The following is a 25,532-nucleotide window of genomic DNA, read 5'->3' on the forward strand; positions in this document are numbered from 1 at the left end:
GCACACGGTACGTCAGAGATACGACTTGAGCCTGTTGTTGAGCAGGTCAGCGCGGACCCCCGAGTTCGGGCAGCCGCCGAAGTGGTGCAGCGCCACCACCTTGTTGGTCTTGCGGGAGAGCACCGGGCTGCCGCTCGATCCGCCCTCGGTGTCGCAGTAGTAGGACACGTCGGAGTTCTGCGCGTACCCGTCGAACGCCGGGTCGACCACCGCGCAGGTGCCCGCCGGCTCCCCGAGGCGCCCGGCGATCCGGGTCGGCTCGCCGGCCGGGTGCTGCGGCACATAGAGCTCCTGATTGCGGGCCGGCACGACGGTGTCCAGGGTGAGGTAGCCGAACTTCTGCACCGTGGCGAAGTTGCTCACCGTGAAGAGCGTGTAGTCGAGGACGTGCTCGGTGGCGAGCACCTTGTCGCCCCAGACCTTTGTCGGCTTGAAGACGTCGTACCCGCCGCACGTGGCGCACTGGTAGTTGAACCAGACCTCGGTCTCGTACGCGGCGGCCGAGTTGTCGAAGCAGTGGTTGTTCGTCAGCATCCGGTTCTTGGTGCCGACCCGCCAGCCGGTGCAGAGCTCGGTGCCGTTGATCAGCAGCCGCGCGATCGACTTCGACCGCGTGTACGCCACCGGGTCGGCGGAGCGGTAGCAGACCGCGTCCTTGCTCGTGTCGCTGCCGCAGATGGACTCCTCGTCGCCGGTGCGACCCGGCCGCGCGAGACCCTCCGACGGGATCCGGGCCTGCTCCTTGCGGGAGTAGCCGCGGGCGACCTGGTCCACGTTCACCCCGAGCCCGCCGAGCACCGAGCCGACCAGATCGCCGCCGCCGCGGTGCACCTCGACCACCGCGGTGTCGCCGGTGATCGACATGGCCCACCTGCCGGTGTCGGTGACGCCTTCGAGCAGCTTCGGCGCGTCGTACCGGTAGGACTCCTCGCCCTCGGGGTCCGAGACCGTCACATAGTCGCCCGGCAGCATCGTCATGCGACTAAAGTGGACCTTCACGTACGACGCTGACGGATAGTGCAGAACCTCGCGCTTCGGCGCGCCGTACCCGAGCAGCTTGTCAATCTTGAGCAGCTCGCCGACCTTCTGGCGGCCCTCGCCGCCCGGGCCCGTCGCGGACTCGGGAACCGCCGGGCCGGTCGTGCCCGGTGCCGGCGACGAGGACTTCGCCGCGGGCTTCCCGGATGACGGCCCGGCGGCCGGTGCGCCGCCGGGAGAACCGTTTCCGCCGGTCGCGGCCGCGGGCTGCCGCACCGCGCCGGGGTCACCGGGCGAGCCCGCCGCCTCCTGCCAGGAACCGACCGGGCGAACCTCGTCCGTCGAGAACCTCCATGCCGCCGCACCGACCGTGCCGGCCAGTGCCAGGGCAGCACCCGCCCCGACGACGATGCTCACCACGCGTCGCAAATTCACTCCCGCCCCTCTGATCACACCACCGACATAAGAAACAATCCGTCTATCTCGCTTCTGTGTAACGAACCACGTGCGGCAGCGACGCGCCGTGCGGAACGTGCACACTGGGCCTCGTGCGAATCACGTCCGCCCTAGTCGACCCGGCGCTGCTGGACCTGCCGTGGAGCGTGCCGCTCGAGGAGTGGCCCGCCTCACACCTGGTCGCGCTGCCGCAGGGCATCTCGCGGCACATCGTCAGGTTCGTCAAACTCAACGACACCGTCTACGCCCTCAAGGAGACCCGGGAACGGATAGCCGAGCGGGAGTACGACCTGCTCCGCGCCCTCGAGCGGATCGACTTCCCGGCCGTAGAGGCCGTCGCCGTCGTCACCGACCGGGTGGACGACGCGGGCGAGCCGCTCGAGACCGTGCTGATCACGCGGCACCTCCAGTTCTCGCTGCCGTACCGGGCGCTCTTCTCGCACACGCTGCGGCCCGAGACGATGAACAGGCTGCTCGACGCGCTCGCCGCGCTGATCGTCCGCATGCACCTGACCGGCTTCTCGTGGGGCGACTGCTCGCTGTCCAACACGCTCTTCCGCCGCGACGCGGGCGCGTTCGCGGCCTATCTGGTCGACGCCGAGACGGGCAACCTGCACCCCCGGCTCTCCGAGGGCCAGCGCAGCGAGGACATCGAGATCCTGCGGCTGAACATCTTCGGCGAGTGCCTGGACCTGCAGGCCGCCGAGCTGCTGCACGAGGCGATCGACCCGGAGTCGGTGGTCGACGACATCGTGGCCCGCTACGAGCGGCTGTGGCACGAGGTCACGTACGAGCAGGAGGTCGCCCGCGACGCCCGCCACGACATCGAGGGCCGCATCCGGCGCCTCAACGACCTGGGCTTCGACGTCGCCGAGGTCGCGATGTCCACGGTGGACGGCGGCTACCGGGTCCGGCCGAAGGTGGTCGACGCCGGTTACCACACCCGCCGGCTGCTCCGCCTGACCGGCCTGGACGCCGAGGAGAACCAGGCCCGGCAGCTGCTCAACGACCTGGACGCCTACCGCGCGGAGTCGGACCTGACCGACGAGCAGCAGGCGGCACACCGCTGGCTCACCGAGGTCTTCGAGCCGGTGGTCCGCGCGGTGCCGACGCACCTGCGCCGCAAGCTCGAGCCGCAGGAGATCTTCTCGCAGATCATCCAGCACAAGTGGCTGCTGTCCGAACAGGCCGGACGCGACGTCGGCATGGCACCCGCGGTGCAGTCTTATCTGACCGACGTGCTGGCACACAAGCCGGACGAGCAGGCCGTCCTGGGCCTCGAGGTGAGCGCGCTCTGACCCGCCCGGCGCGGGACGGTCCTCAGGCCGGCTCCTCCGCCGGCCCCGTCAGGTCTGCCGGCGGGCTGGCCTGCTCGACCAGGGCGCGCAGGCCCGCGCGGCGGGCCACGATGATGATGCGGTCACCGGTCGCCAGCACCCGGCGGTGGTCCGGGGTCCAGTCCACCCACTCCGAGCCGGCCGACGCCAGGCCGATCACGCGTACGCTCAGCGGCCGGTCGGCCTGGCTCAGCGGCAGCCCGTCGAGCGGTGAACCGGCGTAGACCCGCACCCCGGCGACCAGCAGCGCGTGCCGGTCGACCGGGATGGTGGCGAGCACCTCGCGCTCCAGCATCGCCGCCGCGAAGGTCGGCGCGGCCAGCCGGGAAACGCTGCGCGAGATGTTGATGTTGAAGGCGGTCTGCACCCGCTGGGCGAAGTCGTCGTCGAAGAGCCGCAGCACGACGCGGAGATCCGGGCGGACGGCGCGGGCGTTCAGCGCGGCCTGCAGGTTGGTGACGTCGTCGGTGGAGACCACCACCAGCGCCTTGCTGGTGGCGATCGACGCCGAGCGCAGCGTCTCCTCCAGCGCCGCGTCGCCGACGATGAACGGCACACCCAGCTGCTGCGCGGCCTTCGAGCCACGGGCGTCGGCCCGGCGGTCGATCGCCACCACGTCGACTCCCAGGTCGTTGAGCTGGCGCAGCACCCGGGTGCCGACGCTGCCGAGGCCGACGACCACCACGTGGTCCTCGTGCTGCGCGGCGCCCCTGCCGCTGTTGAGCTCGAGCCGGGCGTTCACCATGCCCTCGACCACCGCCGCCGTGATCAGTGGCAGCAGCGCGAGTCCGGCGATGGTCAGCACCAGCTGGGCGGCCTGCGCAACGCTGTTGCGCTCGATCTCCACATCGGACGAACCGACCGCCGTCAGCAGCGTCACGTAGATCGACCGCCAGAAGCCGCTGACCGGGTCGGCGTGCACCAGCACCGCGCCCGACACCACGGTGACGACCAGGGTGACCAGCACCGCGACGCCCAGCTTGCGGCTCAGCGCGGCCCGCAGCGCGCGGCCCATCACGCGCACCGGCCGCCGGCGCCGGCGGGCACGGATCCGGCGCTGCGCGTCGACCACCTGGGCGGCGGGACGGCCGGACGCCTCGGCGAGCACCAGATCCGTCGGCTGCTGCGCGCCGGGCGGCGGATCCGCGGGCAGGACGTCGATGCGGCCGGCACCGTCCGCTGCGGTCAGGGCGCAGACCAACCGGTCCGGGCTGACCTCGCCGCGGCGCGCCACGTACAGGGTGCGGCCGGCGAGTCGCAGGTGGGTCGGTGCGACCTCGCCCAGCGAGGCCGCCACGAACGCCGGTGCGGCCATCGCCGCGTCGGAGAGGACCGCGCAGTCGGCGAAGAGCCGGCGCACGCCGTACCCGAGGCCGGTGTTGAACATCCGGATGACCAGCCGCAGGTCCGGCTCGACGGCCTGGGCGCAGAGCGCGGCGTGCAGGTTCACCACGTCGTCGGGCATCACCAGGCCCAGGGCGGCCGCGCCCGCGAGCCCCGCGGCGCGGAACGTGCGCTCGTCGAGGCGGTCGGCGCGCACGACCCGCACGCCGCGCAGGGTGGCCAGGTCGGGAACGTCTTCGCGCAGGGTGGACGGGATGATCACCGTGAGCCGGATCCGGTGGCCGGCGTTCGCCAGCTCCTCGGCGACGGTGTAGACGAGCGAGTCCGCGCCACAGATCACGAAGTGCGGCCGGCCGTCGGCGTTGCGCCGCAGCCGGGACACGAACGCGCGACCGGAAGGTTCGCGATTGGGGTCGGCGGCCATGGACCGCATCGTAGCCACGTGATCACCACGGCTTGAACCCGTCGCCCCCCGAACCCTCCACGGAGGCCATTCGTTGCCCTTTCCGAACGTTTCGTCCGAATTTCTGCAGGAGGAGATCGATGCGCAAGTGGTTCTACGCCGGGGCGGTGGTCGGCGGCGTCCTGCTGCTCGGCGCGGCACCCGCGCAGGCGGACCTGGTTCCCGTACAGACCGATGGGCTGGTGAACTCGGCCGACGGCCGGGGTATCGGGCTTGACCCGGCCGGCAGCCTCAACCTGGAGAGCCCGCTGGGCGGCGCCAACCAGCTGATGAACATCAAGCCGGGCCAGAACTCCGCCGATCTTCAGGGTCTCGGGTCCCTTTCGGACATGATGCCGAGGAACACCGGCCTTCTGCAGGGGGTCGCCGAGCCGGACGGCCGGGCGCAGGGCGCGGGGCTGGTCCCCGCGGGCGTGCCGGTGGGCGGCCTGACCCGCGGTGGCACGTCCGTCGCCGGGATGGCCCGCGGTGCGACGTCCGCCGGCGGCGCGACGGCCGGTCGACAGGCTGCCGGCGGCCTGCCGACCGGCAACCTGACCAGCCTCATCCCGAGCGGTCTGCTCAGCGGGGGCCTGCTCGGCGGCGGGCTGCTCCCGGCCGCCGGTGCGCCCAGGGAGTCGGCGCTGTTCGACGGCGGGCTGCCACTGCTCGGCGGCCTCGGCGGCCTGCTGCCGGCGAACGAGGTGCCGGACAAGGACAAAGACAAGGACAAGGGCAAGGACAAGGACCGGGCCGGCGACGCCGACGATGTCGTGACCGGCATGCCGGCGGGCGGCACGGCGGTAGACCCGGCGACCGTCGACCCGGCGACCGTCGACCCGGCCATCGACGAGCCGGTCAGGGACCCGCGGGTGCACGAGGAGCCGATCGACAACGAGGCGGGCGGCGACAAGCGGTCCTTCTCCGGGGGCGGCCGGCCGATCGCGGGCGTGGACGAGGACTTCAAGTAGGTCGTGCGATGTCGAGCCCGCCCCGGTGCGTCCGGTGCGGGCTCGACGCGTTTCGAACCGCCCGGCCGCGGCCGGCGTCAGGAGGCCTGATCTCCCGGGACGAGGTCCCAGTTGAGCAGCACGAACGGGGCCTCCTCGGTAGCGCCCGCCCGGCGGTAGGTGGCCTGCGCGGCCTCGTTGTCGGGCTCGGTGCCGACCCACATCCCGTAGCAGCCGCGTTCGCGGGCGACGTCGCCCAGCGCCCGGACGAGCGCGGTGCCGACACCACGCAGCCGGGCGGCGGGCGCCACGCCGAGCTCGTAGATGAACATCTCCGTGCCCTTGTCCGGATGGGTCATCTCGACCCCGGAGATCATGCCGACCGCCCGGTCGCCGTCGTAGGCGAAGAGCAGATGGTGGTCCGGATGTGTGAGGAATTTCTCGGTCGCCGCCGCCAGCGGCGGCTCGTCGAAAAGGTCGGCGGCACGGTGCACGGCCGCGGCGTCCACGACCCGCTCGATGCGCATGGCGACACCTTAGGCGGAAGGACGGGAAAATTCTTTTCAGGGTGTTTGGGAGCCCCCGGCCGGAATCGCCCGTCGCTACGAGTCCAGGCTCGATCAGGTGGTAGACAGCGACGGCACGCGGCGCGCCTCGCTTGCGGAAGCCCCGGAGATCCTCTCTCGGGGCATGGCGGCGTTCGCCGCGGCCGTCAGCGCCGTCAGGCCTGCCGCGTCGCCGCCGGGCCGGTGGGCCGCACCGATGGTGACGCCCACCGAGACCACCTGGCCGTCGAGGTACATCGGACGACCGATCTCGGCGTAAAGCCGGGCGCTGACCTCGGCGGCCGCGGTCGGGTCCGTGTCCGGCAGGAGCACGACGAACTCGGCGCCGCTCATCCGGCCGACCATGTCACTGACGCGCAGGTTGGTGCTCAGCCGGTGGCCCGCCTCGCGCAGCAGGCTGTCGCCCGCGGCGTGGCCGAGGGTGTCGTTTACCTGTTTGAAGCCGTTCAGCTCGATGAGCAGCACGGCGATCTCCCGGCCGGCCTGCCCGTCGGCGTACTCGGCGAGCTGGGCCCGGTTCGGCAGGCCGGTGAGACCGTCGCGTGCGGCCTGATGCCGCAGCGCCGTGCGCAGGGCGTGCAGCTCCCCGGCCTGGCGGGCGAGGGCGGACGACAGGGTGCCGCTGAGCACCGCGACGAACAGCGGGATGGCGATCGCGAACAGCAGATCCCCGGCGCGTACGGCGTCATCGCCGAGGGTGATCACCGTGCCGGCGAACGCGGCAGAGGTGGCAGCCCAGGCGATCAGCGCGCCCCGCAGCCGGTGCCGCAGGGCACCGGCAACGATAGGAACGATCAGGCCCGGCCAGATGGTGATTTGGCCGTCCACCTGAACCCAGAGGACGATGCCGCTCATGAGCAGGATGTCGCCGGCCACCTGGCAGGCGCTCAGCACGGCATAACGCGGACCGTCCAGGTGCCGGAAGTTGATCAACGCGAACACGTTGAGCACTGCCATCACGGCGATACCGGCCAGGCACACCACGATGAGCCGACGGTCTTCCGCGGCTGGGGCCGGCATACCGAACCAGCGGGCGAGGAACAGCGCCGCGGCGAGCAGGCCGCTGCCGCGCGAGATGAAGGTGATCCCCTCGATGGCGCGGCGTCGCCGCAGCAGGGACGGGTCTGGGCGGGCGGTCACAGGAACTCGGATCGGCCGGCGCGGCCCGAGCATGAGAGATTCGCCGGCGCACACCGGCCCCGCGTGTGACGCGCCACACCCCGAGCTGCGCCACCCGCGGTGTCAGGACCGTCGAACGGTGACGAGGAAGACCACCGCCGCACTCATCAGCCCGGCCGTGGCCCAGCAGAGCGCCACGACCGCCTAGATGGGTCGCAACGTCGCCGACGCCTCCGCGGCCGCCAACTCCACCGCCGAGGGCGTCAACCGCTCCCAGAGCGCCGCCACCGACCTGGCCCGCATGGCCAGCGAACTGAACACCCTGGTCGCGGCCTTCAGGCTCTGAGTCCGCGTTGCCCGGGAGCCGCTTGCGGCCGGTGCGTCCGCGGGCGTTATCGGGGGGTTTTCGGGGGCGGTTCAAACCACAGCGATAGATATAAGGCCCTGACCGGCGTCTGCGCTGGTTAGGGCCTTTCCCTGAGCCCCCGGTCGGAATCGAACCGACGACATCCTGTTTACAAGACAGGTGCTCTGGCCAACTGAGCTACAGGGGCGCGCGATCAGCATACCGGCATGCCAACCGGCAGGCGGAACGCCCTTTGCCAGGCGCGACCTTGGCAGTTCCGGAAAAAAGCCTTACGGTGGCGGGCGTGTGGCTTGCCCACGCTGTTCCTCCCACTCGGATCGTCCGGCACGTTCCTGCCGGTGGAAAGGAAGTCGATTCACCATGGCTACGGTCACCTATGAGAAGGCCTCCCGGATCTATCCCGGACAGGAGCGCCCCGCGGTCAACGAGCTCGACCTCGAGATCGGCGACGGCGAGTTCCTGGTCCTGGTCGGCCCCTCCGGCTGCGGTAAGTCCACCAGCCTGCGGATGCTCGCCGGCCTCGAGGACGTGGACCGCGGCCGCATCCTCATCCAGGGCAAGGACGTCACGAACCTCCCCCCGAAGTCCCGCGACATCGCGATGGTCTTCCAGAACTACGCCCTGTACCCGCACATGTCGGTGTACGAGAACATGGCGTTCGCCCTGAAGCTGCGCAAGACCCCCAAGTCGGAGATCGACCGCCGGGTCAAGGAGGCCGCCCAGCTGCTGCAGCTGGACGAGTACCTGAGCCGCAAGCCGAAGGCGCTCTCCGGCGGCCAGCGCCAGCGCGTCGCCATGGGCCGTGCGATCGTGCGTGAGCCGCAGGTGTTCCTCATGGACGAGCCGCTGTCGAACCTCGACGCCAAGCTCCGCGTACAGACCCGGTCGCAGATCGCGACGCTGCAGGCCAAGCTGGGCATCACCACCGTCTACGTGACCCACGACCAGGTCGAGGCCATGACGATGGGTCACCGGGTGGCGGTCATGCTCGACGGCGTGCTGCAGCAGTGCGACACCCCGCGGGTGCTGTACGACAACCCGGGCAACGTCTTCGTCGCCGGCTTCATCGGCTCCCCGGCCATGAACCTCAAGACCGTCCCGCTGACCGAGTCGGGTGCGGCGTTCGCCGAACTCGCCGTTCCGCTGACCCGCGAGCAGGTCGCGGCGGCGAACGACGGCGGCGGCAAGGTGACCATCGGCTTCCGGCCCGAGGCGACCGACCTGGTCTCCCCGACCGAGGGCGGCCTGCCGATCGTCGTCGACCTGGTCGAGGACCTCGGCTCGGACGCCAACGTCTACGGCCACGCGGCCCTCGACGGCGGCTCGGAGCGGTTCGTGGTCCGCACCGACCGGCGCTCGATGCCGACCATGGGCGAGACCGTGTTCATCAAGCCGCAGACCAACCAGGTGCACGTCTTCCACGCCACCAGCGGCCAGCGGATCTGAGTCAGGCAACAGGCGAAGGGCGGTTCCCCGCGTGGGGGCCGCCCTTCTCCATGCCCGGTCTCAGTCGGCGAAGCGCTGGATGACGAAGTCCTCGTCGGCGACGCAGGCCAGGTGGGTCGTGTCCCACGAGCAGGTCGACGACCGGACCCCGTCCAGCGCGCCGAGCGGTACGGGGTCGTCGCCGAGGTGCTCGCCCGCGAGCGCCGGGTCGTCGGCCAGGGTCGAGAGCGCCTTCGAGAACTGCAGCATGTTGCCGCCGTCGAGCCGGCCAACGACCCCGCCCCGCGTCCACGCCACCCGGCCCTCGGCGTCGAGCAGGCTGGTCTGCTCCGGCGACGTGTTTTGGGTCGCGAGCACGGCCTCGCCGACCGGGACGAGCCCGTCGACGTCCGCGACCGTCCGGCGCCACACGTCGCCCTTCCCGGCCGCGTCGATCGCCACCACCTGCGCGGACTTGGCGTCGGACCCGGTCGTCTCGACCACGCAGATCCGGTCGGCGCCGCACGCGGTCAGGTGGCCGAACCGGATGTTCGCGTTCGGCGCCGTGTAGAGCACCCGCGGCTCGTCGAGCTTCGCCAGGTCGTAGGCGACGATCCGGTGTGAGTCGCCGGACTCGGCCACGACGAGCCGGCCGTCGTGTGCGACGACCTCGTCGGCCGGCTCGGCCACGCTCTGCCGCGGCCCGGCGGTCACGTCACCGGTCGACGCGTCGATGACCCGGGCGGACCGGTCGGCGCCGATCTGCACGATCCGCTCGTCGTCGTCGAGCGGTTCGGCGAACGGCACCCCGGTCGCGGTCGCGGGCCCGGCGAGGTCGGCGTCGGTGGTCGCCGCGACGACCTTGGTGGTCGTCACGCCGTACTCGGTGCTGGGGCTCTTCAGCTCCCAGCCGACCTTGCCCCGATCACGGACCTCGAGCCCGACGAGCCTGTTCTCCGTCCGGTCGACCAGCACGACCTTGTCCCCGGCGAAGACGACGCCGTCGTCGCGGCCGACCGTGCGGTCCCACATCTTGCGGCCCTTGCCGGGGTCGAGCAGCACCATGCGCCGGGTGCTGGTGACCGAGTCGCTGTCGGTTATCGCGACCACCGCGTCCGGCACCGTGAAGAAGGACTCCCAGCGGGTGGCGGCCCCGGCCTCGACGCTGCTCCAGGCCTTCGCGCCGCTGCCGGTGGCGGCCGCGACGACGCCGAGCGTCCCGTTGTCGTCGGCGCCGGCGAAGTAGGCTCGCCCGCCGCGCAGGGCCGTCGCGCTGAACGCGGAGGTGACGGGCGCGACGGGCGCGATCCGGTGCTCATCGGTGAGCGGCCGGTAGTCCAGCGCGGGATAGCCGGGCCAGAGCAGCACGACGGCGGTCGCGGCGATCCCGAGCACCGCGGCGGTCCCCGCCGCGACGATCCAGAGACCCTTTTTCCGGTACGCGGGGAGCGCCGGCGTGGGCTCGGGCTGCGTCGAGGCCAGCCACGGCTCGGCGTGCGGCGACACCGGCGCGGGGGACGTGGGTGCGCCCGGGTGCGGTGCGCCAGAGACCGGGTGCAGGACCGGCCCGCCCGCGCCGCCGAACGCGGCCGCCTCCCCTGTGGCCCAGGGATCGACGGGTTCGGCATAGCTCGGCTCGCCCCCGCCGGCCTGGGCAGGCGGGGCGCCGGCCGGCCGGGCCGCCGGTGGTGCCGCTCCGTTGCCGCTCGCGGGTGTCTGCCGGCCCGCGGGTGGGTCGGCGGCCCCGGACGGCCGGGCCGGGCCGGCGTGCGCCATCGTGTCCGTCGCCGGGGGAACCGCGGCCGCCCGCATCGCCTCGGCCGGCGTCCTCGCCCCCTCCGAGGCGGCCGGGATCGCGCCCGCGGCCGGGGCGGCGACTTCGGCCGGCGCAACGCTCGAGGCGGGGATCGGGTCGGCCGGCTCGTCGCCCGGGTCCTGCCCGGCCGCGGCGGCCGCGATGATGGCGCCCTCGGCGACCGGCAGCTCGGGCTGCTCCAGGACGGTCGGCGCGATGCCCAGCTCGCTGTGCAGCAGGCGCGCCACCAGCGGCACCCGGGACGAGCCGCCGACCAGGAACAGACCGGCCAGGTCGGCCGGGTCGAGGCCCGCGGCCCGCAGCACCGAGCCCGCCTCGGCCACCCCGCGGCGCAGCAACGCTCCGGCCGCCGCCTCGAACTCGTCGCGCGTCAGTCGCACCGCGTGCTCCACGCCGGGCACCGGCACGGGGGCGAGCGCCGTGCGGGACAGCATCTCCTTCGCCCCGCGTACGTCGTCCCAGAATTGCCGCCGGGCCCGCCACTGCGCGAGCGTGACCGGATCGGTCAGCGCGGCCCAGGCGGCGGGCTCGTCCTTCTCCAGCGTCGCGCCGAGGTGCGCGACCAGGGCCGCGTCGAGGTCGAGGCCGCCCAGGTCGTCGATGCCGCCGGAGGCCGCGACGGCGAAACGGGGCTGGCCCTGCGGCGTGAGCCCCTCGTTGCGGACGACGGCGATGTCCAGCGTGCCGCCGCCGAAGTCGAAGACTGCGAGCGCCGAACCGACCGGCACCGGGCGGCGCAGGACGTCCGCGAAGTAGCGAGCCGCCGCGACCGGCTCGGCGATCAGCGGCGTCGCCGGCGGCCAGCCCGCGCGGGCCAGGGCGGTGGTCAGCACCCCCCGGCGGCGCGACCCCCACGCCGCCGGACAGGTCAGCACCGCGGGCGGCAGAAAGCCCGTGGCGGCGACGGCCTCGCGGGCCACCGCGGCGAGCAGCGCCGCCAGCAGGTCGGCCGTCGGCACCTCGGCGTCGCCGAGCAGCACCGTCTCGGTGTCGACGTGCCGCTTCGGGTTCGGCTCGAGGCGGCCCGGCTCGGCCTGGCCGAGGCGGACCGCGTCACGGCCGACGTGCAGCCGGCCCGTCGTGTCGAGATAGACGGCGGACGGCAGCAGCGGCTGGCCGTCGAAGAGCAGCGGCCGGGTGCGGCCGTCCGGCCAGCGCAGCATCGCGACCGTGTGCGAGGTGCCCAGGTCGACGCCGAGCACAAAGCCGTCGGTCATGACTCCACCACCTTTGGCATGCCCTCCTGGCCCTCGCTGCGCTCGGTGCAGTCGGTCATGCCCCGCAACCTCCGCCACCGCTGACCCGGCCCGTCACGTTACAGGCAGGGCGCGCCTACCCGTAGATGCGGCGGCGGGCGACCTCGGCCAGGGTGACCGCGGCGGCGACACTGGCGTTCAGCGACTCCACTTCGGACATCATCGGGATGCTCACCCGCAGGTCGCAGGTCTCGCCGACCAGGCGGGACAGGCCGCGGCCCTCGGAGCCGACCACGACCAGCAGCGGGCCGACCGCGGCCTCGAGCTGGTACAGGTCCGTCTCGCCGTCCGCGTCCAGCCCGATCGCGGTGAAACCGGCCTGCTGGGCGGCCTTGATCGACCGGGTCAGGTTGACCACCTGCGACACCGGCACCCGCGCGGCCGCGCCGGCGCTGGTGCGCCAGGCGGTCGCGGTGATGCCGGCCGCCCGGCGCTCCGGCATGAAGACGCCGTGCGCGCCGAACGCGGCCACCGAACGGATCACGGCGCCCAGGTTGCGCGGGTCCGTGACGCCGTCGAGGGCGACCAGCAGCGGCGCGGTCTGCTCCATCGCAGCGGCCACGAGGTCGTCGAAGTTCTCGTACGCGAACGGCGGGACCTGCAGGCCGACGCCCTGGTGCAGGACTCCGCCGGTCATCCGGTCGAGCTCGAGCCGGCTGATCTCCAGGATCGGGATGCCCCGGTCACCGGCCGTCCGGACGATCTCGGTGATCCGGTCGTCGATGTCGATGCCCTGCGCCAGGTAGAGGGCCGTCGCCGGGATCGACGCGCGCAGCGCCTCGGTCACCGGGTTGCGGCCGAGCAGCAGCTCCGGGCCCTCCTTGGTCGGGTTCGAGCGGCGCCCCGGTGCCACCCTCGGGCCGCTGCGGCCCTGCACCCGGCCGCCGCGCTGCGGAGCCGGCCGGCCGGTGCCGCGTCCGCCGCCCCGGCCCCAGGTGGTGTCCTTGCTGCCCGGGATGCCGACCTTGGGCGCCCGGCCCTCGGCGGCGGCGGCGCGCCGCTCCTTGTCCTGCTTGCGGGCGGTCTTCTCGGGAAGCTTCTCGGTGCCCGAGTAGCCCTTGTGCCACGGGCGCTCGTCGGCCGGCAGGGTCTTGCCCCGGCCCTTGAGTCCCGCCCTGTTCTTGCCGCCGGACCCGCCCGACGCGCCCTTCTTGGCGGTGACGCGCTTGCTCACATTGAAGGAATTTCCCGGCATCAGTGCTGCTCTCCTACCGTCCAGCGCGGCCCGGCCGGAGTGTCCTCCACCTGAACTCCCGCGTTCTTGAGCTGGTCGCGGACCGAGTCGGCCGCCGCCCAGTCCTTGCGTGCCCGCGCCTGCGCGCGTTGATCGAGTGCGAGGGCGACCAGCGAGTCGACGATCGGCCTCAGGTCGCCGCCGTTCTCGCCCTCGTGCCACGCGGGGTCGAGCGGGTCGAGGCCGAGTACGCCGAGCATGGCGCGCACCTCGGTCAGCGCGGCGCGGACGCCGGTCTCGTCGCTCGCGGCCAGCGCGGTGTTGCCCTCGCGGATCGTGTCGTGCACGACGGCCAGCGCCGCCGACGTGTTGAGGTCGTCGTTCATCGCCGCGGCGAACGCCGGCGGCACCTCTTTCGGGCGGCCGGGACCGACGACCTCGACGGCCCGCTGCACGAAGCCCTCGATCCTGCGGTACGCCGTGGCGGCCTCGCGCATCGCGTCGTCGGAGTAGTCGATGCGCGAGCGGTAGTGCGGGACGCCCAGGTAGTAGCGCAGCTCGACCGGCCGGATGCCCATGGCGAGCACGGCCTGCACGTCGATGACGTTGCCCAGCGACTTGCTCATCTTGGCCTCGCCGAGATTGAGCAGCGCGTGGTGCACCCAGTAGCGGGCGAACGGCAGCCCGCCGGAGCGGGACTGTGCGATCTCGTTCTCGTGGTGCGGGAAGGTCAGGTCGAGGCCGCCGCCGTGGATGTCGAACTCGGCGCCGAGGTAGCGCCGGGCCATCGCGGAGCACTCGATGTGCCAGCCGGGCCGGCCGCGGCCCCACGGCGAGGCCCAGGAGGCGTCGCCGGGCTCGTCGGCCTTGGCGCCCTTCCACAGGGCGAAGTCCGCCGGGTGCCGCTTGCCCCGCTCGGGCGTGCCGCCGGCGGAGAGCATGTCCTCGGGCCGCTGACCGGAGAGCGAGCCGTACTCCTTGAAGCTGGGCACGTCGAAGTAGACGTCGCCGTTGCCCTCGGCCGACTCGTAGGCGTGCCCGCGCTCGATCAGCTCGCCGATCAACTCGTGCATCTCGGTGATGTGCGCGGTGGCGAGCGGCTCGTAGGTGGGCGCCAGCACGTTGAGCGAGCGGTAGTCGGCGTCGAGGACGAGCTTGTTCGCGTACGCGATCGCCCAGAAGGGGCGGCCCGTCTCCAGCGACTTCACGAGGATCTTGTCGTCGACGTCGGTGATGTTGCGGATGAAGGTGACCTCGAGGCCGATGTGCAGCAACCAGCGGCGCAGCACGTCATAGTTGACGGCGGAACGCAGGTGCCCGATGTGCGGTATCGACTGCACGGTGAGACCGCACAGGTAGATGCCGACCTGACCGGGCGTCATCGGGACGAAGTCCCGGACGGATCGGGTCGCGGTGTCATGCAGACGGAGCGTCACCGTACAAGGGTACCGACCGCCGCGACCAAGTAGCGTCCCGCCCGCGGGCGGGTTATCCACAGGCTCATCCACAGGCCTGGCGGCCGGGGCCGGTCAGGGGCGGGTCATCCGCAGCACGTCGAGCGTCGCGTCCAGGTCCTCCTCGCTCAGGACTCCGCTGGCGACGTGACCCCGTTCGATCACCACGGCCCGGATGGTCTTGTCCTCCTTCAGCGCCTGCTTCGCGATCGCGGCCGCCTCGTCGTAACCGAGATACCGGTTCAGCGGCGTGACGATCGACGGCGAGCCCTCGGCGTACCCGCGGACGACCTCGTCGTTGACCTCGAGACCGTCGATGCACCGGTCCGCGAGCATCCGCGCCGCGTTGGCCAGCAGCTTGATCGACTCCAGCAGGTTGCGGGCCATCACCGGGAGCATGACGTTGAGCTCGAAGTCGCCCTGGCTGCCGGCGAACGCGACGGCCGCGTCGTTGCCGATGACCTGCGCGGCCACCTGACGCACCGACTCGGGCACGACCGGGTTCACCTTGCCCGGCATGATCGACGAGCCCGGCTGCAGGTCGGGCAGGCGCAGCTCACGCAGGCCGGCGCGCGGGCCCGAACCCATCCAGCGGATGTCGTTGACGATCTTGTAGAGGCTGACCGCGACGACCCGCAGCTGCCCGGACGTCTCGACCAGGGCGTCCCGGGCGCCCTGCGCCTCGAAGTGGTTGCGCGCCTCGCTCAGCGGCAGCCCGGTCACCTTCCTCAGCAGCAGGATGACGGCGGGGGCGAAGCCGGGCGGCGTGTTGACCCCGGTGCCGACCGCGGTGCCGCCGAGGGGCAGCTCGGCGAGCCGCGGCAGCGAGTCGGTGAGCCGGTCGATGCCGTTCTGCACCTGCGCCGCGTACCCGGAGAACTCCTGTCCGAGGGTGACCGGCGTCGCGTCCATCAGGTGCGTCCGGCCGGCCTTGACCACCTCCGACCAGTCGTTCGCCTTCGCGCTCAGCGCGACCACCAGGTGGTCCAGGGCGGGGATGAGGTTGCTGGTGACGGCCTCGGCGGCGGCCAGGTGAATCGACGAGGGGAAGACGTCGTTGCTGGACTGCGAGGCGTTGACGTGGTCGTTCGGGTGCACCGTCCGGCCCAGTTCACGCGACGCGAGCGTCGCGATGACCTCGTTGGCGTTCATGTTCGACGAGGTGCCCGAGCCGGTCTGGAAGACGTCGATCGGGAACTGGTCGTCGTAACCCCCGTGCGCGACGTGCGCGGCGGCGGTCATGATCGCCGTCGCCACATCGCCATCCAGTACGCCCAGAGCGGCGTTGACCTGCGCGGCCGCCCCCTTGATCTGGGCCAGCGCACGGATGTGCGAGGGCTCGATCCCGCGCCCGGAGATCGGGAAGTTCTCCACCGCCCGCTGGGTCTGCGCCCGCCACAGGGCGTCGGCCGGCACCCGGACCTCGCCCATCGTGTCGCGCTCGATCCGGTAACCGCTCTCGTCAGTCGTCGTCACGATTCCATCCTGCCCCCGTCGCCCCGGGAACGCAGTCGATCCGTGCCACTGTCCAGCTCCGCCGGCCGCCGCTCGACGTCGACGCCTCGCCCTGGTAGCTGCGGAACGACCCCTCGAGGCGGCGATTCTCGATGCGCTGTGCGAGATCGCCCTGCACCGTGGCGGCGAGAGTGGATCGACAGCGAAACGAGAGCGTCGTCACCCACTCTGTGATGCAGGCCGTTCCGCTCCGGATGTTTCCCGCATCGCCCCAGACGGAGCGGAACGGCTCGTAACGGGGGTGTTCAGCCCGCCCGGGGCAAGGTCCCGGGCGGGCTGTTCGCGTATGGCGGATTGCACCCGGTTGGACGCCACCCGGGGTGGAACGTATCGTCGCGAAGGGTTTGCCCCCCGACGAACAGGATCTCTGTCATGCGAAGCGCCCTCCTCGCCGTTTCCCTGTGCGGCCTGCTCCTCACCGGAGCCGCGTGTAGCAGCGGCGGCGACGGCGACACGGAGACCGTCGCAGAGGCGCCCGCGGTGGAAGTGACGACGCCGGCGACCACCGTCGCGGCGCCGAACTACTACGCGAACACCCGCACGGTCTGCACCGCGCTCGACAAGATCTTCGACGCGGACGTGGCGGAGTTCGGCACCGCGATGGGCCGGATGATCGCCTACAAGGAGGCGAAGCAGGCCGACGAGGCCGAGCAGGCGCGCAAGGCGGCGAGCAAGGAGCTCAAGGAGGTCGGCGAGAAGATCCGCAAGGCGACCTCGAAGGCCGAGGATCCCGACCTCAAGGAGGCGGGGGCGATCTCGGCGACCAAGTTCTCCAAGAGCGCCGCGGACAAGGCCCTCTTCGACAAGGTCAAGACCACGACGGATCTGAACAAGACCCTCGTGGCGAAGATGCCGGACTGGATGGACCCGGTTGCGGGCCTCTGCGCCACCTGAGCCCGTTACCCGGCCTCGACGCCCGCGGCGCGCAGGATCCGGCGTACCTGTTCCCTCGAGTAGCCCGAGGCGGCCATCACGTCGACCTGGCGGGCGCCGGCGAGAGTGGCCCGGACGATCTCCTGGCCCAGGCGCTCCCGGGCGGCGGGAACCTCCGCGCGGGCCTCGGCAACACGTTGCTGCGCCTCGGTCACGGCGTCCTGGGCGGCCTGGTAGGCACGCGCCGCAGCCTCAAGGTCACTCAGCACGCCAGCGAGTCAAGCACCCGGCAGTGTGAGGCCACGCGAGAACCGGCGCAGATGGCCTCCCACGGGTTAACAGCGAGGCCACATGGCACTACGGTGTGGGGCACCCGTTGGCGGCTTCCGACAGGAGCCCTGATCGACCCCGGGAGGTCGAACCGCCCGTGACCGCACCCGGCACCGAATCCGACCTGGCCGTCTCGTTCCGGGACGGGGACGCACCCCGCGCGCTGGCCGACCGGCCGGTGGCCTTCGCACACCGGCACGCCCGCGGCTGGACCCTCAACCTGGCCGGCGCGGGCCCCACCGAGCACCCGACCTTCGACGCGGTGGCCGACACCGTGGTCCGCGCGACCCGGGTCCGCCGCCTGCTGATCGTCTGGCCCGGCCGGGACGCATCGTGATCGCGCCCCGGCGGCCGCGGCGCTAGGGCTTGCTGCCGACCTGGAGAACGTTCTTGGGGCGGGTGACCTCGGCGAAGAAGTCGTTACCCTTGTCGTCCACGACGATGAACGCCGGGAAGTCCTCGACATCGATCTTCCAGACCGCTTCCATCCCCAGCTCGGGGTACTCCAGCACCTCGACGTGCCGGATGCAGTCCTGTGCGAGCCGCGCCGCCGGCCCGCCGATCGAGCCGAGGTAGAAGCCGCCGTGACTCTGGCAGGCCTTCGTCACCTGGCCGGAACGGTTGCCCTTGGCCAGCATCACCAGCGAGCCGCCCGCGGCCTGGAACTTCTCCACGTAGGCGTCCATCCGGCCGGCCGTGGTCGGGCCGAACGAGCCGGACGCGTAGCCCTCGGGCGTCTTGGCCGGGCCGGCGTAGTAGACGGCATGGTCGCGCAGGTACTGCGGCATCGGCTCGCCCGCGTCGAGGCGCTCGGCGATCTTCGCGTGCGCGATGTCGCGGGCGACGACCAGCGGGCCGGTCAGCGACAGCCGGGTCTTGACCGGGTACTTGCTCAGCTGGTCGCGGATCTCGGCCATCGGCCGGTTGAGGTCGACCCGGACGACCTCGTCGGTCTCCAGCGACTCGTCGGTGACATCCGGCAGGAAGCGCGCCGGGTCCGGTTCGAGGCGTTCGAGCCACACGCCGGAAGGGGTGATCTTCGCGAGCGCCTGGCGGTCGGCCGAGCAGGAGACCGCGATCGCGACCGGGCAGGAGGCGCCGTGCCGCGGCAGCCGGATCACCCGGACGTCGTGGCAGAAGTACCGGCCGCCGAACTGCGCGCCGATGCCGAAGTCGCGGGTCAGCTCGAGTACGGCCGCCTCGAGCTCGACGTCGCGGAAGCCGTGCGCGGTCATCGAGCCGGTGCGCGGCAGGTTGTCCAGGTACTTGGCGCTGGCCAGCTTCGCGGTCTTGAGGGCGTACTCGCCGCTGGTGCCGCCGATCACGATGGCCAGGTGGTACGGCGGGCACGCGGACGTGCCGATGAGCCGCAGCTTCTCGTCCAGGAACGCCATCATCCGCGCCGGGTTCAGCAGCGCCTTGGTCTCCTGGTAGAGGTACGACTTGTTGGCCGAGCCGCCGCCCTTGGCCATGAAGAGGAACTTGTAGGCGTCCGGCTGGCCGCCCGGGTCCTCGGCGTAGAGCTCGATCTGCGCGGGCAGGTTGGAGCCGGTGTTGCGCTCGTCCCACATCGTCAGCGGCGCGAGCTGCGAGTAGCGCAGGTTCAGGCGGGTGTACGCCTGGTAGACGCCCAGCGCGATGGCCTGCTCGTCGGTGCCGTCGGTGAGCACGTGCCGTCCGCGCTTGCCCATGACGATCGCCGTGCCGGTGTCCTGGCACATCGGCAGCACGCCACCGGCCGCGATGTTCGCGTTGCGCAGCAGGTCCCGGGCGACGAAGCGGTCGTTCGGCGAGGCCTTCGGATCATCGATGATGGCGCGCAGCTGGGCGAGGTGCGCGGGGCGCAGGAAGTGGGCGATGTCGTGCATCGCCTCGGCGGTGAGGAGCGTCAGCACGTTCGGGTCGACGGTGAGAAACCGTCGGCCGCCGGGCCCCTCGACGACGTCGACGCCCTCGTCCGAGACCAGTCGGTACTCGGTCAGGTCGTCATTTTGCGGCAACAGCGGCGAATACGAGAAAGCGGCGGCTCTGCTCATGACGGGCAAGCCTAGGCCAGCCCGTGCACCAGGCGCGAACCCACCGGGTCACACCCGGATACCGGTTCGATCAACCGGCGGGCGAGCCGCCGAACGGAAGGTAGGCCATGTCCCGTCCAGAGACCAGGATCATGCCGCCGGGGCCGACCGCGAAGACCTTCGCATCGGTACGCGCCTCGGTCAGCACGGCGCCGCTCCGCGGGCTCATCGCGACCACCCTCTGCGGCTTCGCCTCGGCCACGACCGCCGCGTACGGCGTCAGCGCCGCCTGCGCGCCGGCGCCGATCGACCGGCGCCAGCCGACCCGGCCGCGGCCGAACGAGCGGGCCGCCAGGGTCGCCTTGTCCGAGCTGCGGATGAGCGCGTACGAGTCGTCGACGGCGAGCACGGTCTGCCCCTTGTCGCCGTGCCAGAGCATCCGCCCGTCGTGCGCCGCGATCAGCTCCTGCCGGCCGACCGGGTCGACGCCGAGCACGACGTCGTGGCCGCCGGCCGGGTCCCGCTCCTGCTTGCAGGCCGAGCCGTTGTCGGCCGTGCGCAGGTTGAGCCCGTCACGGCGCCACACCGCCTGCCCGTTGGGCGGGTCGTGCGCGACGACCCCGTAGTAGCAGGTGCCGTCGCGCGCCTCGCCGGTGACCGTGAGCACCCGGCCGCCGACCACGGTGACGCGCTGGTCCCGGCCCGGCGTGCGGGTCTGCACGACCCGGCCCTGCGCGGTGTCGATCACCTGGATCCGGCCGTCGCCGGGCAGCCCGATGAGGCTGGGCAGCGGCCTCGGCCCGGCCGCGCCGTCGGCGAACCGCGACGAGGTGAGCGGCTGGGTGTCGGGCAGGTCGGGGTTCGAGGCGTTGAGCACGAAGCCGATGCCGGGCGCCGCGATCGTCCACATCGGCCGGTTGCCGCGCGGTTCCCAGGCGCTGAGCTCACACTCGCCGGCACCGGGGCAGCGCAGGTCGAGGACCGCGTCGGCGTACGTCCAGACGGCCGTTGCCTCGGTGTCCCGGCGCCGGACCGCGCCGGTGGCCGGGTCGAGCACCTCGTAGCCCTTGGTCAGCAGCCGCCCGACGACGACCACCGCGTCGTTGGCGCCCCCGGCGACGCCCGCCCAGTCGGCGTCCGACTTCCAGAGCTGCACGCCGGCGGTGATCCCGTACGCCTCGACGGAGGTCCGGTACTCGACGACGACCGCGCCGCCGCTGATCGTGACGCTCCGCGGCGATCCGCCGATGGTCGTCTGCCAGGCGGCGACGCCCTCGGCGATCGGATCGCTCTGGTTGATCCAGGACCAGATCTTCGGGAACGGGTTCCACACCCCGGTGGTGGCCAGGACGATGACGACCACGACGCCGACCAGCGCGTAGCCCTTCGCCGACCCGCCGGAAGCCACGCGGACACGGTAACGAGATCGACATGGCTCGACGACGAGCCCGAAAAGCCCGTGTCGATAGACTATGCGCCGCTTGCGGCCTTGACCAACGGCATCGTGCGGTAGGGAATCTGCTCGGCCAGCGCGATGATCGTCGACGCCCGCAGGATCCCCTCGTACGCCAGGATGGTGTCGATCACCCGCTGCAGGTCGGCGTTCGAGCGCGCGACGATCCGGCACATCAGGTCGCCGCTGCCGGTGATGGTGTGCGCCTCCAGGACCTCGGGGATGTCGGCCAGGTGGGTGGTGACGGCGGTGTGGCCGTACCGCTGGCTGATCTCGAGGGTCACGAAGCTCATCACGCCGTAGCCGATCGCCGCCGGCGAGACGTCCGGGCCGAAGCCGCGGATCGCGCCGCGCGCGGTCAGCTTGTCGAGGCGGGCCTGTGCGGTGCCGCGGGCGACCGCGAGCCGGCGCGACAGCTCGAGCACGCCGATGCGCGGCTCCTCGGCGAGCAGCGCGAGCAGCCGGCCGTCGAGGGCGTCCAGGTGAACATCTTGTACAGCCATGTTGCTGGTGCACTCTACCGAATGCGCATACTGACCAGCAAAGATTTCCACTATTGCCCACATGGCGGGGACGAGTAAGCCTCTGGACATGACGCAGGTGATGGAAACCGCCCAAGAGACCGTCGACGTATTCCCCGTCAAGGGCGTCGACCATCTCCAGTTCCTGGTGGGCAACGCGAAGCAGGCGGCCCACTACTACTCGACCGCCTTCGGGATGACCTGCGTGGCGTACCGCGGGCCGGAGCAGGGCTACCGCGACCAGGCCGAGTACGTGCTGGTCAGCGGGTCGGCACGGTTCGTCCTCACGGGCGCGGTGCACGCCGGCGCCCCGGGTGCCGAGCACGTCACCAAGCACAGCGACGGCGTGCGCGACATCGCCCTGGCCGTGCCGGACGTGGACCGGGCCTACGCCCACGCGATCTCCGCGGGCGCCCGCAGCATCACCGAGCCGCACGACGTCTGCGACGAGCACGGGATCGTCAGGCTGGCCGCCATCGCCGCCTACGGCGACACCATCCACACGCTTGTCGACCGCTCGAAGTACGACGGCCCGTTCCTGCCCGGCTTCGTGGCCCGCGACCCGATCGTCGACCGGCGGCCCGCCATCGACGCCGGCCTGCAGCCCAAGCGCTTCTTCCAGGCCGTCGACCACGTCGTCGGCAACGTCGAGCTCGGCAAGATGGACGAGTGGGTCGCGTTCTACGGCCGTGTGATGGGCTTCACCAACATGGCCGAGTTCATCGGCGACGACATCGCCACCGACTACTCGGCGCTGATGTCGAAGGTCGTCGCCGACGGCACCCGCAAGGTCAAGTTCCCGCTCAACGAGCCCGCCGTCTCCAAGCGCAAATCGCAGATCGACGAGTACCTCGAGTTCTACGGCGGCCCGGGCGCGCAGCACATCGCGGTGGCGACCAACGACATCCTGGCCAGCGTCGACGCCATGCGCGCGGCCGGCGTCGAGTTCCTCGACACGCCGGACTCGTACTACGACGACCCGGAGCTGCGTGCCCGGATCGGCGAGGTCCGGGTGCCGATCGAGGAGCTGAAGAAGCGCGCGATCCTGGTCGACCGCGACGAGGACGGCTACCTGCTGCAGATCTTCACCCGGCCGGTGCAGGACCGCCCGACCGTCTTCTTCGAGCTGATCGAGCGGCACGGCTCGCTCGGATTCGGCAAGGGCAACTTCAAGGCCCTGTTCGAGGCCATCGAGCGGGAGCAGGAGCTGCGGGGAAACCTGTAACACTGTCTCCGTGACGCAAGCGAACGACGACATGGTGCGGGCCGCGGGCCGGCCGCCTACCGGTGGGCCGGTCCGCGCCCCGGTGCCGCAGCAGGCCGGCGGCCCGCCCCAGAGCCCGCCGCCCTATAACGGTCCGCCCCCGCAGTACGGGTACTACGGACCGCCGCCGCGGCAGCCGTACGGTTGGCGGCCGCCCCCGATGCCGCTGGCACCGGACGGGCGGCCGCTGGCCGACTTCGGCACCCGGCTGCTGGCCCACCTCATCGACGGAGCGGTCCTGACCGGCATCGCGATGGTCGTCTTCGTACCGGTGGCCGTGGTCTTCCTGTTCGACAGGATGCCGGAGCTCCCCGACCCCGGGCAGGCCTACGCACCCGGCGTCGCGGTGGACTTCGACGTCGCCGGGCTGCTGCTGCCGCTCCTGCTGCTGGAGCTCGGCTTCGTCGCGCTGTTGCTGGCGGGCTACTACTTCTACTTCGTCGAGATGATGTTCCGCAGCGGCCAGACCCTCGGCAAGAAGCTGATGAAGATCAAGGTGATCCCGATCGAGCCCGGCGCGACCCTGACCCGCGGCATGGCCGCGAAGCGGTACCTCGTCGAGTTCATCGTCGGGGTGTTCGTACCGCTCTTCAGCTACCTCGACGGCCTGTGGCAGCTCTGGGACAAGCCCTACCAGCAGACCCTGCACGACAAGGCCGCCAAGACCGTCGTGGTAAAGGTTGCGCCATGACTTCGCTGCCCGCCGGTTGGTACAAGGACCCGGCCGACCCGACGACCCAGCGCTGGTGGGACGGCGATGGCTGGCTGGGCAAGGCCATCCCGGCCGACGCGACCCCGCCCGACGGGCCGCCGCCCGCCGAGGAGGAGGAGTCCCCCGCACCGGTCACCCCGGCGCCGGCGGAGCCCGCCCGGCTCCTCGGCCCGCAGCCGGGCTGGGGTAAACCCGGATCCGGTTCGCCCACCGCGAGTGACCCGCCGCCGGGCCCTCAGCAGTCACCGGCCGGCGACCCGCCTCCGGGTTGGGCACCGCCACCGGGCCATCCCTCGCAGCCGGGGCATCAGGTACCGCCGGGCTATCAGCAGCAACCGGGCTGGACTCCGCCGGCCGCCGGCTGGGCACCCACACCCCACGGCTTTCAGCCGCCACCCGGATATTCGCAGCCGCCCCCGGGCTGGGTACCGCCGCCCGGTTGGGTGCCGCAGGCGTACGCCTATCAGGTGCAGGCACGTCCGCACGGCCAGCCGCTGGCCGGCCTGGGCCAGCGGCTGGTCGCCCGGATCATCGACATCATCGCCGTCCTGCTCCTGAACGTCCTGGTCAACGGCTGGTTGGCGTACCAGTGGTGGCTCGAGTACGAGCCGGTCCTCAGCGCCGCGCTGGCCAACCCGGCCGCCCGCCCGGAGCCCGCCTCGCCCCGCGCCGGCTACCTGATGCTCGCGATGCTGTTCGTCGCGACGGCGCTCTGGTTCGCCTACGAGGTGCCCGCGCTGGCCAACAGCGGCCAGACCCTCGGCAAGCGCCTGCTCCAGGTCAAGGTCGTGAAGCTGGAGGACACCGGCCAGCTCGGCTTCGCCCGGGCGTTCCGGCGCTGGTCCCGGCTCGGCATGTGGACACCGCTCTGGACCTGTTGTGGTGTCGGCTTCCTGGCCCAGCTGGTCTACTCGGGATCGGTGCTCTTCGACCAGAAACTGCGCCAGGCGCTGCATGACAAATCGGCCGCGACGGTAGTCGTCGCGGTGCCGCCCGGCCGGCCGGAACAGCAGGTCGAGGCGGCGCCGGACCACGCCGACGACCCCACCGGAGGACAGAGATGAGCAGGTTGACCCGCGCCGACCTGGAGGCGCTGCCCGCGTACGTGCCGGGCCGGAACGTCGCCGACCTGGCCCGCGAACTGGGCATCGCCGAGGCGATCAAGCTGGCCAGCAACGAGGTCCCGTTCGGCCCGCTGCCGGGCGTGGCGGAGGCGGTGGCGAAGGCCGTCACGGAATCGCACCGTTACCCGGACATGGGCGTGATCGCGCTCCGCGGCCGCCTTGCGGAACGCTACGGAGTCGACCCCGACCGCATCGTCACCGGCTGTGGCTCCGTGGCGTTGGCCGAGCACCTGGCCAAGGCCACCTGCCTGCCGGGCGACGAGATCGTCTACTCGTGGCGCTCGTTCGAGGCGTACCCGATCATCGCGGCGGGCGTCGGCGCGACGAGCATCCGCGTGCCCAACACCCCGGGCCACGGCCACGACCTGCAGGCGATGGCGGACGCGATCACCGATCGCACCCGCCTGGTGATCGTCTGCAACCCGAACAACCCGACCGGGACGAGCGTCCGCAAGGAGGAGCTGGACCGCTTTCTGGCCCGGGTCCCGTCGGACGTGCTGGTGGTCCTGGACGAGGCCTACCGCGAGTTCGTGACGGACGAGCAGGTCCCGGACGCCCTGGACACCTACGGCGACCGCGCGAACGTCGTCGTCCTGCGCACGATGTCGAAGGCCTGGGGCCTGGCCGGGCTGCGGGTGGGCTTCCTGGTGGCGCAGCCGGAGGTCGCGGCGGCGATCCGCAAGGTGCTGACCCCGTTCTCGACCAGCCTGGTCGCGCAGGCGGCGGCGCTCGCGGCGCTGGACGCGGAGGCCGAGGTGACCCGCCGCTGCGCGCTCGTCGTCGCGGAGCGCGAGCGCGTCACGGAGGCGCTCCGCAAGCTCCACCCGGACGTGCCGACCAGCCAGGCGAACTTCGTCTGGCTCCCGCTGGGCGACGGCGCGGTGGACTTCGGCGCGGCCTGCGAGAAGCAGGGTGTGATCGTCCGTCCGTTCGCGGGCGACGGCGTCCGCGTCACGATCGGCACGCCGGAGGAGAACGACGCCTTCCTGGCGGCGGCCGAGGCGGCCCGGTAGGCGCAGCGGCCACGGAGCCGGCCCGCGC

The 25,532-nt window shown here is 71.9% G+C and carries 22 protein-coding genes and 1 tRNA gene; 10 read left to right on the forward strand and 13 right to left on the reverse strand.

Going from position 1 to position 25,532, the window contains the following annotated elements; translation table 11 throughout:
* Positions 1-12 precede the first annotated feature (12 nt).
* A complete protein-coding gene (locus AB0B58_RS10055) occupies positions 13-1,413 on the reverse strand; it encodes a trypsin-like peptidase domain-containing protein (RefSeq protein ID WP_360220573.1) in 1,401 nt (466 codons plus the stop codon).
* Between the two features lie 113 nt (positions 1,414-1,526).
* Here AB0B58_RS10055 and AB0B58_RS10060 point away from each other — a divergent pair, with 113 nt between their 5' ends.
* Entirely contained in the window at positions 1,527-2,732 is a 1,206-nt protein-coding gene (locus tag AB0B58_RS10060; RefSeq protein ID WP_360220576.1) for a DUF4032 domain-containing protein, read from the forward strand.
* A gap of 22 nt (positions 2,733-2,754) precedes the next feature.
* Here the strand turns inward: AB0B58_RS10060 and AB0B58_RS10065 are convergent, their stop codons facing one another.
* Positions 2,755-4,539 (reverse strand): NAD-binding protein, encoded by a 1,785-nt coding sequence (locus AB0B58_RS10065; RefSeq protein WP_360220579.1) that lies wholly within the window; start codon positions 4,537-4,539, stop codon positions 2,755-2,757.
* A 119-nt stretch (positions 4,540-4,658) separates the two neighbouring features.
* On the opposite strand from AB0B58_RS10065, the gene AB0B58_RS10070 reads away from it, so the two are divergent.
* Positions 4,659-5,528, forward strand: coding sequence for a hypothetical protein (locus AB0B58_RS10070; protein WP_360220582.1), 870 nt, complete (start codon positions 4,659-4,661; stop codon positions 5,526-5,528).
* Positions 5,529-5,605: 77 nt separating this feature from the next.
* Here the strand turns inward: AB0B58_RS10070 and AB0B58_RS10075 are convergent, their stop codons facing one another.
* Together AB0B58_RS10075 and AB0B58_RS10080 are read right to left on the reverse strand one after the other, a co-directional pair.
* Positions 5,606-6,034, reverse strand: a complete 429-nt coding sequence (locus AB0B58_RS10075) for a GNAT family N-acetyltransferase (RefSeq protein ID WP_360220585.1) — start codon at positions 6,032-6,034, stop codon at positions 5,606-5,608.
* Between the two features lie 93 nt (positions 6,035-6,127).
* The gene (locus AB0B58_RS10080; protein ID WP_360220588.1) at positions 6,128-7,213 is read right to left on the reverse strand and encodes a GGDEF domain-containing protein; all 1,086 of its coding nucleotides are present in this window, start codon (positions 7,211-7,213) and stop codon (positions 6,128-6,130) included.
* 187 nt (positions 7,214-7,400) lie between these two features.
* Between AB0B58_RS10080 and AB0B58_RS10085 the strand changes: the two genes are divergently transcribed.
* Entirely contained in the window at positions 7,401-7,538 is a 138-nt protein-coding gene (locus tag AB0B58_RS10085; RefSeq protein ID WP_360220591.1) for a hypothetical protein, read from the forward strand.
* A 134-nt stretch (positions 7,539-7,672) separates the two neighbouring features.
* Here AB0B58_RS10085 and AB0B58_RS10090 read toward each other — a convergent pair.
* A tRNA-Thr gene (locus tag AB0B58_RS10090) sits at positions 7,673-7,746 on the reverse strand.
* A 173-nt stretch (positions 7,747-7,919) separates the two neighbouring features.
* Here AB0B58_RS10090 and ugpC point away from each other — a divergent pair.
* Complete coding sequence (ugpC, locus tag AB0B58_RS10095) at positions 7,920-9,005, forward strand: sn-glycerol-3-phosphate ABC transporter ATP-binding protein UgpC (protein ID WP_360220594.1); 1,086 nt, start codon at positions 7,920-7,922, stop codon at positions 9,003-9,005.
* Positions 9,006-9,065: 60 nt separating this feature from the next.
* Here the strand turns inward: ugpC and AB0B58_RS10100 are convergent, their stop codons facing one another.
* The 4 genes from AB0B58_RS10100 to AB0B58_RS10115 all read right to left on the reverse strand — a co-directional run bounded on the left by AB0B58_RS10100 (position 9,066) and on the right by AB0B58_RS10115 (position 16,160).
* On the reverse strand, positions 9,066-12,017 hold the full coding sequence (locus tag AB0B58_RS10100) for an Hsp70 family protein (protein WP_360220597.1): 2,952 nt from the start codon (positions 12,015-12,017) through the stop codon (positions 9,066-9,068).
* 115 nt (positions 12,018-12,132) lie between these two features.
* The gene (rlmB, locus tag AB0B58_RS10105) at positions 12,133-13,251 is read right to left on the reverse strand and encodes a 23S rRNA (guanosine(2251)-2'-O)-methyltransferase RlmB (protein ID WP_360220600.1); all 1,119 of its coding nucleotides are present in this window, start codon (positions 13,249-13,251) and stop codon (positions 12,133-12,135) included.
* Positions 13,251-14,666: a cysteine--tRNA ligase gene (cysS, locus tag AB0B58_RS10110; RefSeq protein WP_360220603.1), complete on the reverse strand. Its 1,416-nt coding sequence runs from the start codon at positions 14,664-14,666 to the stop codon at positions 13,251-13,253. The genes rlmB and cysS overlap by 1 nt, the downstream gene beginning before the upstream one ends.
* 93 nt (positions 14,667-14,759) lie before the next feature.
* A complete protein-coding gene (locus AB0B58_RS10115) occupies positions 14,760-16,160 on the reverse strand; it encodes a class II fumarate hydratase (protein WP_360220606.1) in 1,401 nt (466 codons plus the stop codon).
* A 411-nt stretch (positions 16,161-16,571) separates the two neighbouring features.
* Between AB0B58_RS10115 and AB0B58_RS10120 the strand changes: the two genes are divergently transcribed.
* Positions 16,572-17,093: a hypothetical protein gene (locus AB0B58_RS10120; RefSeq protein ID WP_360220609.1), complete on the forward strand. Its 522-nt coding sequence runs from the start codon at positions 16,572-16,574 to the stop codon at positions 17,091-17,093.
* 5 nt (positions 17,094-17,098) lie between these two features.
* Here AB0B58_RS10120 and AB0B58_RS10125 read toward each other — a convergent pair whose 3' ends face one another.
* The gene (locus AB0B58_RS10125; protein WP_360220612.1) at positions 17,099-17,341 is read right to left on the reverse strand and encodes a hypothetical protein; all 243 of its coding nucleotides are present in this window, start codon (positions 17,339-17,341) and stop codon (positions 17,099-17,101) included.
* 158 nt (positions 17,342-17,499) lie between these two features.
* On the opposite strand from AB0B58_RS10125, the gene AB0B58_RS10130 reads away from it, so the two are divergent.
* Complete coding sequence (locus tag AB0B58_RS10130) at positions 17,500-17,739, forward strand: hypothetical protein (RefSeq protein WP_360220615.1); 240 nt, start codon at positions 17,500-17,502, stop codon at positions 17,737-17,739.
* A 22-nt stretch (positions 17,740-17,761) separates the two neighbouring features.
* Here AB0B58_RS10130 and AB0B58_RS10135 read toward each other — a convergent pair whose 3' ends face one another.
* The 3 genes from AB0B58_RS10135 to AB0B58_RS10145 all read right to left on the reverse strand — a co-directional run bounded on the left by AB0B58_RS10135 (position 17,762) and on the right by AB0B58_RS10145 (position 21,373).
* A complete protein-coding gene (locus AB0B58_RS10135; RefSeq protein WP_360220618.1) occupies positions 17,762-19,438 on the reverse strand; it encodes a fumarate hydratase in 1,677 nt (558 codons plus the stop codon).
* 70 nt (positions 19,439-19,508) lie between these two features.
* Entirely contained in the window at positions 19,509-20,825 is a 1,317-nt protein-coding gene (locus AB0B58_RS10140) for a hypothetical protein (RefSeq protein ID WP_360220621.1), read from the reverse strand.
* Positions 20,826-20,887: 62 nt separating this feature from the next.
* Entirely contained in the window at positions 20,888-21,373 is a 486-nt protein-coding gene (locus AB0B58_RS10145) for an Lrp/AsnC family transcriptional regulator (protein WP_360220624.1), read from the reverse strand.
* Between the two features lie 88 nt (positions 21,374-21,461).
* Between AB0B58_RS10145 and hppD the strand changes: the two genes are divergently transcribed.
* From hppD to hisC, 4 genes are read left to right on the forward strand one after another with little or no spacing between them, the layout of a single operon-like run.
* Entirely contained in the window at positions 21,462-22,616 is a 1,155-nt protein-coding gene (hppD, locus tag AB0B58_RS10150; protein ID WP_360220627.1) for a 4-hydroxyphenylpyruvate dioxygenase, read from the forward strand.
* 10 nt (positions 22,617-22,626) lie between these two features.
* Positions 22,627-23,346 (forward strand): RDD family protein, encoded by a 720-nt coding sequence (locus AB0B58_RS10155; protein ID WP_360220630.1) that lies wholly within the window; start codon positions 22,627-22,629, stop codon positions 23,344-23,346.
* Positions 23,343-24,431, forward strand: coding sequence for an RDD family protein (locus AB0B58_RS10160; protein WP_360220633.1), 1,089 nt, complete (start codon positions 23,343-23,345; stop codon positions 24,429-24,431). The genes AB0B58_RS10155 and AB0B58_RS10160 overlap by 4 nt, the downstream gene beginning before the upstream one ends.
* The gene (gene hisC, locus AB0B58_RS10165; protein ID WP_360220636.1) at positions 24,428-25,504 is read left to right on the forward strand and encodes a histidinol-phosphate transaminase; all 1,077 of its coding nucleotides are present in this window, start codon (positions 24,428-24,430) and stop codon (positions 25,502-25,504) included. The genes AB0B58_RS10160 and hisC overlap by 4 nt, the downstream gene beginning before the upstream one ends.
* The last annotated feature ends 28 nt before the right edge of the window (positions 25,505-25,532 follow it).

Origin of the sequence: Actinoplanes sp. NPDC049118, from assembly GCF_040648555.1 — a bacterium.
Classification (GTDB): Bacteria; Actinomycetota; Actinomycetes; order Mycobacteriales; family Micromonosporaceae; genus Actinoplanes.

Coding starts and splice junctions, on each gene's coding strand:
- AB0B58_RS10145 (WP_360220624.1), bottom strand. CDS start 21,373: ATGGCTGTACAAGATGTTCACCTGGACGCCCTCGACGGCCGGCTGCTC.
- rlmB (WP_360220600.1), bottom strand. CDS start 13,251: ATGCCGGGAAATTCCTTCAATGTGAGCAAGCGCGTCACCGCCAAGAAG.
- AB0B58_RS10085 (WP_360220591.1), top strand. CDS start 7,401: ATGGGTCGCAACGTCGCCGACGCCTCCGCGGCCGCCAACTCCACCGCC.
- AB0B58_RS10100 (WP_360220597.1), bottom strand. CDS start 12,017: ATGACCGACGGCTTTGTGCTCGGCGTCGACCTGGGCACCTCGCACACG.
- AB0B58_RS10120 (WP_360220609.1), top strand. CDS start 16,572: ATGCGAAGCGCCCTCCTCGCCGTTTCCCTGTGCGGCCTGCTCCTCACC.
- AB0B58_RS10135 (WP_360220618.1), bottom strand. CDS start 19,438: ATGAGCAGAGCCGCCGCTTTCTCGTATTCGCCGCTGTTGCCGCAAAAT.
- hisC (WP_360220636.1), top strand. CDS start 24,428: ATGAGCAGGTTGACCCGCGCCGACCTGGAGGCGCTGCCCGCGTACGTG.
- AB0B58_RS10160 (WP_360220633.1), top strand. CDS start 23,343: ATGACTTCGCTGCCCGCCGGTTGGTACAAGGACCCGGCCGACCCGACG.
- AB0B58_RS10070 (WP_360220582.1), top strand. CDS start 4,659: ATGCGCAAGTGGTTCTACGCCGGGGCGGTGGTCGGCGGCGTCCTGCTG.
- hppD (WP_360220627.1), top strand. CDS start 21,462: ATGACGCAGGTGATGGAAACCGCCCAAGAGACCGTCGACGTATTCCCC.
- ugpC (WP_360220594.1), top strand. CDS start 7,920: ATGGCTACGGTCACCTATGAGAAGGCCTCCCGGATCTATCCCGGACAG.
- AB0B58_RS10075 (WP_360220585.1), bottom strand. CDS start 6,034: ATGCGCATCGAGCGGGTCGTGGACGCCGCGGCCGTGCACCGTGCCGCC.
- AB0B58_RS10065 (WP_360220579.1), bottom strand. CDS start 4,539: ATGGCCGCCGACCCCAATCGCGAACCTTCCGGTCGCGCGTTCGTGTCC.